Annotated in this window: 9 protein-coding genes and 1 riboswitch; all 9 genes read right to left on the bottom strand. The window is 54.5% G+C overall.

Features of this window, described 5'->3' with window-relative positions:
• Window positions 1–18: 18 nt before the first annotated feature.
• The 9 genes from tsaB to L215_RS0108725 all read right to left on the bottom strand — a co-directional run bounded on the left by tsaB (window position 19) and on the right by L215_RS0108725 (window position 11,853).
• A complete protein-coding gene (gene tsaB / locus L215_RS0108765) occupies window positions 19–699 on the bottom strand; it encodes a tRNA (adenosine(37)-N6)-threonylcarbamoyltransferase complex dimerization subunit type 1 TsaB (RefSeq protein ID WP_025883291.1) in 681 nt (226 codons plus the stop codon).
• Between the two features lie 5 nt (window positions 700–704).
• A complete protein-coding gene (gene pdxH, locus L215_RS0108760; protein ID WP_025883292.1) occupies window positions 705–1,352 on the bottom strand; it encodes a pyridoxamine 5'-phosphate oxidase in 648 nt (215 codons plus the stop codon).
• Between the two features lie 322 nt (window positions 1,353–1,674).
• Window positions 1,675–2,418 (bottom strand): HesA/MoeB/ThiF family protein, encoded by a 744-nt coding sequence (locus tag L215_RS0108755; protein WP_025883293.1) that lies wholly within the window; start codon window positions 2,416–2,418, stop codon window positions 1,675–1,677.
• Window positions 2,409–3,515, bottom strand: coding sequence for a 2-iminoacetate synthase ThiH (thiH, locus tag L215_RS0108750; protein WP_007365462.1), 1,107 nt, complete (start codon window positions 3,513–3,515; stop codon window positions 2,409–2,411). Before thiH ends, L215_RS0108755 begins: the two co-directional genes overlap by 10 nt.
• Window positions 3,515–4,297 carry a thiazole synthase gene (locus tag L215_RS0108745; protein ID WP_027451661.1) on the bottom strand — a complete coding sequence of 261 codons (783 nt, stop codon included), beginning with the start codon at window positions 4,295–4,297 and terminating at the stop codon, window positions 3,515–3,517. The genes thiH and L215_RS0108745 overlap by 1 nt, the downstream gene beginning before the upstream one ends.
• Window positions 4,298–4,322: 25 nt before the next feature.
• Complete coding sequence (gene thiE, locus L215_RS0108740; RefSeq protein ID WP_027451660.1) at window positions 4,323–6,353, bottom strand: thiamine phosphate synthase; 2,031 nt, start codon at window positions 6,351–6,353, stop codon at window positions 4,323–4,325.
• A 21-nt stretch (window positions 6,354–6,374) separates the two neighbouring features.
• Window positions 6,375–8,147, bottom strand: a complete 1,773-nt coding sequence (gene thiC / locus L215_RS0108735; RefSeq protein WP_025883294.1) for a phosphomethylpyrimidine synthase ThiC — start codon at window positions 8,145–8,147, stop codon at window positions 6,375–6,377.
• Between the two features lie 41 nt (window positions 8,148–8,188).
• Entirely contained in the window at window positions 8,189–8,389 is a 201-nt protein-coding gene (thiS, locus tag L215_RS0108730) for a sulfur carrier protein ThiS (RefSeq protein ID WP_025883295.1), read from the bottom strand.
• Between the two features lie 127 nt (window positions 8,390–8,516).
• Window positions 8,517–8,618: riboswitch (TPP riboswitch) on the bottom strand.
• 397 nt (window positions 8,619–9,015) lie between these two features.
• Entirely contained in the window at window positions 9,016–11,853 is a 2,838-nt protein-coding gene (locus L215_RS0108725) for a M16 family metallopeptidase (RefSeq protein WP_027451659.1), read from the bottom strand.
• Window positions 11,854–11,925 lie beyond the last annotated feature (72 nt).

Genomic DNA, 11,925 nt, shown 5'->3' with positions numbered 1-11,925 from the left:
TTAGGTCGTAGTTGTGGTTTATGCTTGTTTAGATAGTTTGAGTCGCTCGAGGACTTTGTTTTGTCCCACGACTGCCTTGTAGGGCTTGACATAGTTTGGCTCCCAGTAGGCGGTGTCGACGTATCGCTCCTCCAGCCAGTATCTGCGCGCCACGGTGGCGAGCGTTTCGGCCGTTGGCGGAGCGACAGCGGTACCCTCTACGGGTAGCGAGCCGACATAGACGATACGGCTCTCAGCGGGTGCGTGCCAATCTGATGAGATGGTGACAAAAGTTGCTTTGTCACGAGGTGCCCCCTCGGCGTCGAAAGTCTGCTGATAAGCGTTTCCATGCCCCGCATCGAGCAGCGCAACGGTCTCACCAGCGAAGCTCGGCAAGCCCGCCAATAGGAGCTGCAAAGTGGAGACGGCAATGAGCGGGATGCTCCGCCCGAAGGCTAGTCCCTTGGCCAGTGCAGCCCCTATGCGCAGCCCCGTGTAGGAGCCCGGACCATCGGTCGTCGCTATGGCTGCTATCTGGTAGCCCTGCTCTTGACACCAGCTGATAGCCTCCTCTGTGTAGCGTCCGATGAGCACCGCATTAGATATTTCTGTCTCTTGGTACACCTTAGCGTATAGGACCTGCTCGCTGTCGGTCACAGCGACGCTACACCCCTGCAGGGCGGTGTCGATAGCTAGGAGTACAGGTTTCATTGCGTTCATAAGCACTAGGGTGCCAGACGGTTGATAGTCCACGAATTGTCCTCCTGACGCTCATAGAGGAAGCGGTCGTGCAGACGACTAGGACGACCCTGCCAAAACTCTATACGACTAGGCAGCACCGCAAAGCCTCCCCAGTTGTCGGGGCGGGGTACAGTCTGCAGGGCAAACTTAGCGGCCTCCGTGACAAAGTGCGTGTAAATGTAGTTGCGGTCAGGTATCGGGTGGCTCTGAGGCGATATGCGTGCTCCGATACGGCTCTTGTAGGGTCGCGTGGCGAAGTACTGATCACTGATCTCAGGCTCTAGGTGTCGCACCGTCCCCTCGACATGTATCTGTCGCTCCAGCTCGTGCCAGAGGAAGGTGAGGCTGACGTGTGGATTGGCAGCCATCTGCTGACCCTTGCGACTCTCGTAGTTGCTGTAGAAGATAAACTCCTCGCCGAGTAGCTCCTTGAGCAATACGGTCCGCGAACTAGGGTGTCCATCGGGTGTACTGGTGCAGACCAGCACAGCCGTAGGCTCTAGGACCTTAGGATCGTCCACAGCCTCTTGTAGCCATAGTCTGACCAGGTCAAAGGGATCGTCCGTCAGATCCTTACGGCTGAGGCTCCTGCGCCCGTAGTCACGTCGTATGTCTTCGTAATGTAGATCCATAACTAATAAGGTGTCATAGGAGGGTGCTGCGAAGCCACAGATGAGCTCGCTCACCCCTCATTCGCTCACAAAGATACGGAATTTGCTCTTAACGCTCTGATCCTGCGAGCCAATTGTAGTTTCATACGGGTGAAACTACAGTTTCATAGGTAGGAAACTCCAGTTTCATGGGTAGGAAACTCTAGTTTCATGGGTAGGAAACTGACGCTTTGAGCGATTTGGCGAACAATCGTCGAGCTACCCAAAAGAAAAGACTGCCACCTCGGGGGCGACAGTCTCTTAGTTATGGACGTATGGATGGGTTACTTGTGCTTGGTTTGTATCAGGCGAGGTCGAAGGTGTGCCACGAGCCGTGCCACAGGTCGACGGTGAGGAGCTTGCCGAGGAGGGCGGGCGTCTGCCCTAAGGCTAGCTGGAGCGTTTGACTCGCTTGGATGCTACCGATGACACCAGCGGTGGCGCCGATGACGCCGGGCGGTACGGTCTTCTCTGCGCTGTGCGGTTCGCTGTACAGGTCGCGATAACGTAGACTACTAGAGGGCGCAAAGATAGTACATTGTCCTCGCCACCCCTCGATGGCTCCATGCACAAGCGGCTTGGCGGTGCTATGGGTGTAGTCGTCTAGGAGGTAGCGTGTAGGGTAGTTGTCCGTAGCGTCGACGATGATCTGGTAGTCGGCTAGTAGGGTCGCCACATTGGCTTCGTTGAGTCGCTCGGTGATGGCCTCGATATGGAGGGTACTATTGAGCGCGGTGAGACGCTTTTGCGCCTGGATGGCTTTGGGGTGTGCGAGGTCGGACTCACCGTAGAGGATCTGACGCTGGAGATTGGACGGGGAGACGACATCACAGTCGATGATGGCGATGCGCCCGATGCCTGCAGCCGTAAGGTAGTAAAGTATAGGAGCCCCCAAGCCCCCAGCGCCAACGACTGCCACGCTCGTCTGAGCGAGTAGTCGCTGACCCTCGGGACCTATCTCGGGGAGCTGTAGCTGACGCTCGTATCGTGCGCTGTCAGCGATGCCAGCGTTGCCCGTGTTGTCGTGGGGCGTGCGGGTTACATCCACTGGTCCCAGTCTTTCCAGATGACTTCGTATCCCTGTGCTTTGATAGCAGCGATCATCTCTTCGGGAGAGCGTGAGTCGTTGATAGAGAATTGCTCGAGCTCAGGATTAGGATCGACATAACCGCCAGGCTGTGTGCTACTGCCGGCACTCATAGAGTTGGCGCCGATGCGTACAGCCATATCTCTGAAGGCACTGCTCTCACGTGTGGATAGCGAGATCTCGACCTCGGGATCGAAGATGCGGTAGGCGCAGATGAGCTGTACCATCTGACGGTCGTTGATCGGGTCTGCAGGCATGTAGGAACCTACGTGCGGACGCAGACGGGGTAGTGAGATGGAGTACTTGGTCTGCCAGTGGTGGCTCTCTAGATAGTCTAGGTGTAGCGCTGTAAAGAAAGCATCCGTGCGCCAGTTGTCTAGTCCTAGGAGGGCACCGATACCGACTTTGCGAAAGCCCGCCTCGGCAGCTCTGTCGGGCGTCTCTAGGCGGAAGCGGTAGTTGGCCTTAAGCCCCTTGGGGTGAAAGCGTGGATAGCTCTCCTCGTTGTAGGTCTCCTGATAGACGCAGACGTAGTGTGCGCCCGCCTCGACGAGAACTTTGTAATCCTCGACAGACATAGGCTGTACCTCGATCGATATTTGCGCAAACATGGGGCGGATGAGCTCGATGACCTGACGGTAGTAGTCGACGCCAGCATGCTTGGGCGACTCGCCAGCCACGAGGAGGATATGGGTGAAGCCCATGTCGGCGATAGCTTTTGCCTCAGCCTGTACCTCCTCCATGGTGAGTACCTTCCGGACGATCTTGTTCTCCTGATTGAACCCACAGTAGACGCAGTGGTTGTGGCAATAGTTAGAAAGGTAGAGAGGCTCGTACATGCGTATGGTCTTGCCAAAACGCTCGATGCTGAGCTGCTGTGCTTTGGTCGCCATAGCGTCTAGGTAAGCATCTCCAGCGGGGGAGATGAGTGCCTTGAAGTCGCGTAGGGTAGGCGTAGCTGTAGCGATGGCGTGCTCTACATCTTGAGCAGTAAAGGTGTCAAACTCAGCACACTCCTGCTCCCAATTGTACTGCTGCTTATAATCGTAGAATGTCATTAGTCAAAGAATCCTTGGAGTGGTGAAGTGGCGGTGGCGGTCATATCGGTGGCGGGCTGGTGCAGACCCATCTCGTAAGCTGAGCGACCAGCTTCGACAGCTTTTCTAAAGGCGATGGCCATAGCTACAGGGTCGGCAGCGGTAGAGATAGCGGTGTTGACGAGTACCGCATCGGCTCCTAGCTCCATAGCCTCGGCAGCGTGCGAGGGGCGACCGATACCAGCGTCTACAACTACGGGGACGGTGCTCTCAGCGATGATGATGCGTAGCATGTCTCGCGTGGTGAGTCCCATATTGCTCCCGATCGGAGCACCGAGGGGCATGACGCAAGGTGCACCGACCTCCTCAAGTCGCTTACAGAGCACAGGGTCTGCCTGTATGTATGGCATGACGATGAAGCCCTCCTTGACGAGTTGCTCGGTGGCGCGGAGCGTCTCCATAGCATCGGGGAGAAGGTACTTGGGATCGGGGTGTACCTCTAGTTTGATCCAGTTGGTATGTAGCGCCTCACGGGCTAGCTGTGCCGCATAGATCGCCTCATCGGCAGTGCGTGCGCCAGAGGTGTTGGGTAGGATGATGACATTGGGGCGTGTGATGCTCTCAATGAGTGTATCGTGGAGGCCTGCAGAGGTCTCTACTCGGCGAAGCGCGACGGTGATAAGCTCGCTGCCAGAAGCGTCGAGGGCGTCTGACATTAGTTGATTGTTGGCAAATTTGCCAGTTCCGATGAAGAGGCGCGAGGTGAAGTCGTGATCTCCGATTTTCAATGACTTAGTCTGCATGTATATAGTAAATTAGAATGTATGTCTATAGGATATATTTAGGAAAGCTTGATCTGCCACGCCGTAACTGTGATACGGTATGGGCCATATCGGTGGCGTGCTCGATGGCACCGCTCACGGCGATGCCGTCAATGTTTTCGTTGCCTAAGAGCGTCTCAGCATCTTCCGGCTGTATGCCTCCGATAGCCACGATCAGAGGAAGGGTGTAGCAGCGATCAGTCTCTAGAGCTTGCTGAGCGATCTGCGAGATCCCCTCTAAGCCCAGGATAGGAGCGAGGAGAGCCTTGGTCTGTGTGTCTCGATAGGGACCCACGCCGATGTAGTCAATGTTGGCCGCCAAGGCAGGCGGTAGGTCGTCAAGGCTATTGACCGTATAGCCGATGATGTACTCTTCGCCTAGGATGCGCCGTGCCTCTTGTGGAGGACAGTCTCGCTTGCCGAGGTGAACCCCGTCAGCGTCAACAGCGATGGTGGCGATGATGTCGTCGTCGATGAGTAAGCAGGCATGGTAGCGATCGGTCAGTGTGCGGAGGCGCAGTCCCATCTCGATGCGCTCCTCGGTGGTCGCCTCCTTGAGTCGTAGCTGCACCCAGCGCCCGCCCGCCTCGAGGTACTGGGACACCTTATTATATAGCCTGTCGGGGTCTGACTCGTTGGTCACATATTGCAGGGCAAAGTGTGCGTATAGATGTTTCTTCTTCCAATTTCCTGAAAGAAACTTGGGGTAAAGTAGCTGTCGCCCAGAACGGTTTGGTTGCCCCGCAAAGATAGTGGCGAGGTAGTGGCAAGCATGCTGCACAGAGCTAACGAGGCTGTACTCCATAGCCCAGTAGCTGGCGATCGCTGCGGAGAGCATACAGCCTGTGCCGTGGATCGACTTGTCGTAGCGATGCGTGTAGCAGGGATAGATGCCGTCGCTGGTGATCAGATGGTTGATGACAAGATGTGGCGAAGTGGTGTCGTGTCCACCCTTGAGTAGGATAGCCACGTCGTGCTTCTGAGCAATGCGCTGGAGCTCTGCGGGATCGTCTGTGCCGAAGAGCGCCTGAGCCTCAGGCTTATTGGGCGTGACGAGGCTCACCTCATTCAGTAGGGTAGCGAGCTTGTCCTGCTCCTCTGCCCAGAGGCGGGGCTGCGTCTCCTCGGCTGCTGTGGGCTGGAGAATAGGGTCCCAAATGATTCGCTTGACGCCTAGCGCCTTCATCTGCGCAACGATCTGTATCGCCTGCTGTAAGTCCTGCACCATACCGAGCTTAGCCACGGTGACTGGGTGGTCGGTGAGGAGCGTCGTCAGCGATGCCTGTAGTTGGTCGGACGGCGTAGCGGTAGCAGAGACGAAGCGGTGCAGACTCTGTGCCGTGAGCGTAGATATAACGCTGTAGCACTGCACGCATAAGTCGTTTGCAATGCGGGTGTCTACGCCGATGCCAGCTCCTGATGTAGGGTCGTGACCCGCAACGGTCAGGATGGCGGGCGTTTGGTACTGATCCAGACGCTCTTGTCGTTGTTCCTGCGGTTGCGACCAGATGTCTCCCAGTACAGCGACCCCAGCGTAGCCTGCCTTTGCCACGGTCTCTTGCCTTTCGGGGGTGATGCCCCCAAGAGCGTAGACGGGGTAAGGAAGCTTGATCAATGCCTCCCGACACGAAAGTAACGCGGGATTGCCCTGATAGCCCTCCTTGCTAATGCTATCAAAGAGTGGACTGAGCAAGGCGTAGTGTGGTGTGAAGGGTAGCTCTTGCAGCTCTTGGATCGAATGGGCCCCGACCGCTATCGTCTGGTGAGGAGCGAGAGGGATATCCCTCCACTCCGACACACGACGATAGGGTAGGTAGACGCCCGCCACGTCATACTCCGCCAGTAGCGCATAGTGATCACACAGCACGACATACTGGTGATAGGCGGGCTCTAGACTGTCTAAGACTTTTCTAAAGTCAGCCTCAGAAGCTCCAGGCATACGCAGGTGTACCTTACAGATGCAGCTTCTTACGACATCAATGATATCGCCAGCTACATCTTCGATACACTGACGTTCGGGCGGTGTGATGATGATCATGGGGCGTCGGGAGGTAACTGATTACTTGTCGTCCTCGATGCGCTTCTGCAGCTGACGACTAGCACGCATCGAGCAGAAGTGCTCGCCACACATGGAGCAGAAGTGTGCCTCCTTGTGACCCTCAGCAGGTAGCGTCTCGTCGTGATACTGGAGCGCTGTCTCGCTGTCGAGGGCTAGGTGGAACTGATCCTTCCAGCGGAACTCATAGCGCGCCTTGCTCATAGCGTAGTCACGGTAGTAAGCGCCTGGGTGTCCCTTGGCAAGGTCGGCCGCGTGGGCTGCGAGCTTGAAGGTGACGACACCCTCCTTGACATCGTCCTTGTTGGGCAGACCTAGGTGCTCCTTGCGGGTTACGTAGCAGAGCATCGCTGTGCCACGCCACGCAATCATAGCACCACCTATGGCACTGGTGATGTGGTCATAGCCTGGAGCAATGTCGGTGACCAGCGGGCCGAGCGTGTAGAAAGGAGCTTCGTTGCAAAGGTCTAGCTGCAAGTCCATATTCTCCTTGATACGCTGCATAGGCACGTGACCAGGCCCCTCGATGAGGACCTGAACGCAATGCTTGTCCGCAATGCGAGATAGTTCGCCCAGTGTACGTAGCTCGGCAAACTGCGCCTCATCGTTGGCATCGGCGATAGAACCAGGACGCAAACCGTCCCCGATACTGATACCTACGTCGTAGCGAGCGCAGATCTGACAGATCTCGTCAAAGTGCTCGTAGAGGAAGCTCTCACGCTTGTGCGTCGTACACCAGTTCGCCATGATCGCACCGCCACGAGAGACGATCCCGGTAAGGCGCTTCATCGTCAGCGGAACGAACTGCCAGCGCAAGCCTGCATGGATGGTGAAGTAGTCGACACCCTGCTCAGCCTGCTCGATGAGGGTGTCACGGTAAAGCTCCCACGTAAGCTTGTCGGCCTGTCCCTTGACTTTTTCCAAAGCTTGGTATAGAGGTACGGTGCCTACGGGTACTGGCGAATTGCGAATGATCCACTCTCTCGTCTCGTGAATGTTGCGTCCCGTGGAGAGATCCATAATGGTGTCAGCACCCCAGCGGATAGCCCAGACCGCCTTCTCTACTTCCTCCTGGATAGAGGAGGTGATGGGCGAGTTACCAATGTTGGCATTGATCTTGACGAGAAAGTTGCGCCCGATGATCATCGGCTCGCTCTCCGGGTGGTTGATATTGTTGGGGAGGATAGCTCGTCCAGCAGCGATCTCGTCACGAACGAACTCAGGGGTGATGCGCTCAGGGATATTAGCTCCAAAGCTCTCGCCTAGATGCTGCGGGTACTGCTCTCGAATCTCGTCCATGAGCTGATTCTCACGAATAGCCACATACTCCATCTCGGGGGTGATGATCCCCTGGCGTGCGTAGTATAGCTGCGTGACAGGATGCTCCTCGGTGCCTACGAGTGGCTGGTCATTGAGATGGGCAAAGCGCAGATGATCCAGCGAAGTATCTTGTCTCCGCTTGCGACCGTACTCCGAGCTCTGCTCTTTCAGTCTTGTCGTGTCGCCACGCTCCTCGATCCACTGCTGGCGTATCTTAGGTAGCCCTTGGTGCGGATCGACATGATAGTCAGGATCGGTGTAGGGTCCCGAAGTGTCGTAGACCACTACCGAGCCGTTGTTGTGCCGTACGCCCTCCTCGTCGATGGTATCAGAGAGTGTGATGCGACGCATCGGCACGCAAATGTCGGGGCGAGAGCCAGTGACATATATCTTAGTAGAGCCAGGGAGTGGTCCCTGAGAGATGTTTAGATTGTCCGTTTGATCTTTTTGCTTCATAGAGTAAAGAGATTAAGTGTGTTTGGAAGAAGAGGTGTGACTTAGCCACCCATAGCTGCGGTAATGATCGTGACGGCATCACCCTCACAGAGCTGGTGCGTAGGCCAGGCATCACGTGGTATGACACGATGATTGACCGCTAGCGCCGTGTGGTCGAGCGTTGCGACGACAGGCGATACCGCCTCTAGTAGCGAGGTACCTGCCGGCAGGTCATGTGGAGTCTTATTGATCGTTACTTGCATAAGCCATATAAAAAGAAAAAGAGCCTACATACCTTCGTTAGTCTGGTATGTAAAACTCTTAGTGTGTACCGCCAAGCTCAAGGGCTTGACAAGTAGGGTGTCCCAGTATGAGAGTCTGCACGGTCAGCGTGTAGTCGTTCTCTTTGCCTACGCCAGTATTATCTGGATCAGGTCGAGGGTCTCATCTCAGCCACCACGCAGTCGCACTGTGGCACCCCTAAGAGTCTGATGCAAAGGTAATGAAAATATCTCAGAGTAGAGCTATCCCATCCGAGTTCTTAGGATAAATGGCTCTAGGACTAGATAAATAAAAAAGGGGCTGTCCTAAGACAGCCCCTTCTCATTAACCTTAAAATCTAACACCATGAAAAACACAGTGCAAAGGTAAGACTTATTCTTCATATATGCAACACGCTAGCGCAACATCTTCGTAATATTTTTTTGACTTAGAGCTCGTCAAGTCCTAGAATTAGCTCGACTAGATGCGGTCGCTGATATAGTGAGAGCGAGCAACTCGGAGGGTGAAGCCCTAGAGTTACTCGCTCTTGCTATTTCGTATTGCTAGTTCCTTACGGAGGCTTCTGTCACAGAGTGTGATAGACGTCCCGTAGGATTGCTAACTTCATTTACTTAGCTTTCTTAGCATCGCGGATGATGACCTCGATGTGGTTATCCTGCTTGAGGATCTCCTGAGCGATCTTCTGAACGTCTGCGGGCGTGATGCCGTTGAGCGTCTTTTCGTAGTCAGTCTGGAAGTCACGACCATCGAAGAAGAAGTCGACCATATGGTCGAGCCAGTAGCCGTTCTTCTTGAGATTCTCAGCGTAGTCCTTCTTCATATTGAGGATTGTCTTGTCAAACATCTCCTTGTTGGGACCGTTCTTGGCTACCTTGTCAAGCTCTGCGTAGATAATCTTGTTGAGTCTGTCTACCTTCTCAGGATCTGTCTGGTAGAAGATCTGGAAGACTGTCTCGCCCTCAGGATTGTCACTGATAGATCCTCCCGAGCTAACACCATAGGTGCCACCCTCGTCCTCACGGACGGTTGCTGTGTAGACCTGATCCATGACACCACCGAGGACCTCCATAGCTAGGTCGTTGTGGAGCGTGTAGGGTAGCTTGCCCGTATAAGCTGCTATGACCATAGCCATAGGAGTAGCGAGCTCCTTCTTGAAGTCAATGCGCATAGAGCCCTGACGTACTGCGGGTACGAGCTCCTTGCACATGTCGTGCTTACGACCCTTGGTGGGTACAGAGGCTACATACTTCTCTAGGTAAGGAATGAGCTGCTCTGGAGTTACATTGCCGATGAAGTAGAGCTGTAGGTCTCCTAGATCAGCGATGCGCTCCTTCCAGATCTGCATCACACGGCCGTAGTCGACAGCTTCTATCTCAGCAATGGTAGCACGTCGCATCTGAGGATCGTTGTTGTAGAGCGCATATATGAGCGAGTCCTGGAAGGGAACCATAGGATTGGACTCCATGTTCTTGATCTGCTCGATCGTATTGGTGCGCCAGTTTGTAAAGGCATCAGCATCCTGTCTAGGCTGCGTCATGCGAAGGTAGAGGAGCTGGAAGAAGGTCTCCATATCCTCAAGCGTAGAGATACCACTGAAGTAAGTTCTCGTGCCACCCATAGAGCCCGAAGCAGAGACGCTACGACCCGTGAGTGCCTTGGTGAGGGTAGGATTGTCAAACTTGCCTACACCACCCAGTGCGACGACGCTGCTGAGGTTCTTGATGTTGGGTAGATCCTTAGCGTTCTTGAGGTAAGCGTTGGTACCACCAGGAGCGACAGCTGTGAGTGAGATCTGATTCTTCTTGTAGTCAGTCGTCTTAAGGTAGACTACCATACCGTTGCTCAGTGTGAGGCGCGTCGTACCAAACTTGAGGTTGTCCTCACGCTTGGTTACCTTGCCAGCCTTTGGAGCCTTCTCCATCAGCTTCATATCAGATACAGCGTCCTTGATAGGCTCTACGGGGAGCTTGCGGTACTCGTTGACCTTAGTGATTAGCTCAGCCTCGGTAGGTAGCGCTAGACCCTTCTTGTCGGGAGCCGTGAGCATAAGAACCATGTTCTTGTCCCCGATGAGAGACTGTACCATCTGGTTGACTACATCTAGGGGTATATTTTTAGCAACTTGCTCCATGATGGCCTTCTCCATCTCGATACCTGGGATGTATCCACCGGTGGTGAAGTAGTCCTTGTACTCGTTAGCGTAGGCGCTGTTCTTGCGCGTCTCACGCTCGTTGTAGCTGTTTTCAAAAGCCTTGAGGAGGCCGGTGCGTGCACGCTCATACTCACCCTGTGTGAAGCCATACTGGCGTATGCGCTCTATCTCAGCCATAAGAGCCTTGAGTGCTACGTCTAGTTCGCCCTCACGTGCCGTGGCGCTGAAGGTTAGAGCGTCCTTAGTCTGAGCGAGGAAGTAGTTGCTTATATAGCCACTAGCACGGATGAAAGCGGGGTTAGGCTTGTGCATAAGGTCTGTAAAGCGCTCATCAATGATGCGGTTTGTGACGCCATATAGGTAGTTCTTCATGACGCCAGCGATGGTGCGGGTCATCTCGACAGGCATAGCGTCTGTCTTGAACATAACCATAATGTCGGTGCTGGTAGCCTCCTTGTCCTTCTCGATAGCTACGAGAGGCTCATCATTGTCCTCTACGGGGAAGTAGACACGCTCAGCAGCGTTGACAGGTGCGGGGATGTCGGCAAACATCTCTTTGATCTTCTTCTCCACATAGTCTACATCGACATCACCTACTACGATGATAGCCTGTAGATCGGGGCGATACCACTTGTGGTAGTAGTCGCGTAGCTCGTTGTACTTAAAGCCGTTGACTACGCTCATCAGACCGATAGGCAAGCGATGACCGTAGCGGTTGTTGGGGTAGAGCTTGGGGAGTGCCGTATTGAGCATACGCATCTGCGCATTGTCGCGTGAGCGCCACTCCTCGGTGATGACACCACGCTCCTTATCTATCTCCTCGTCGGCTAGGGTTACGAAGCCACTCCAGTCGTGTAGGATGAGTAGGCAGCTATCGATGAAGCCGTTGCGCTCTGTAGGTGCCTCCATAAGCGTGTAGACCGTCTCGTCAATACCCGTATAGGCATTGAGGTTGTAGCCGAAGCGCATACCGTTTGACTCAAGGTAGCTGATGAGTGTCTTGTCAGGGAAGTTCTTCGTGCCATTGAAGCACATGTGCTCTAGGAAGTGAGCCAGACCGCGCTGATTCTCCTCCTCGAGGATAGATCCGACACGCTGAGCGATGTAAAACTCAGCACGATTCTTCGGTTGCTCGTTGTGACGGATGAAGTAGGTCAGCCCGTTGGGGAGCTTGCCCGTACGTACTTGTGGGTCTATGGGTAGTGGTTGACTCATGTCCTGAGCAAAGGCTACACGAGGTAGCAGCAGCGTCAGGAGGACCACAGTCATAGACAGCATTCGCTTTAGATTCATATCTAGTTGTCTAAAAGTTATTGATGTATTACTAGTTGTCAGTTCAAAAATCGTGGGTGTAGTGCTATAGAC

The sequence above is a fragment of the Porphyromonas uenonis DSM 23387 = JCM 13868 genome, assembly GCF_000482365.1.
Lineage (GTDB): Bacteria > Bacteroidota > Bacteroidia > Bacteroidales > Porphyromonadaceae > Porphyromonas > Porphyromonas uenonis.
Note: the sequence above shows the minus strand (reverse complement) of the source record. Positions and strands in the feature narration are given on the sequence as shown.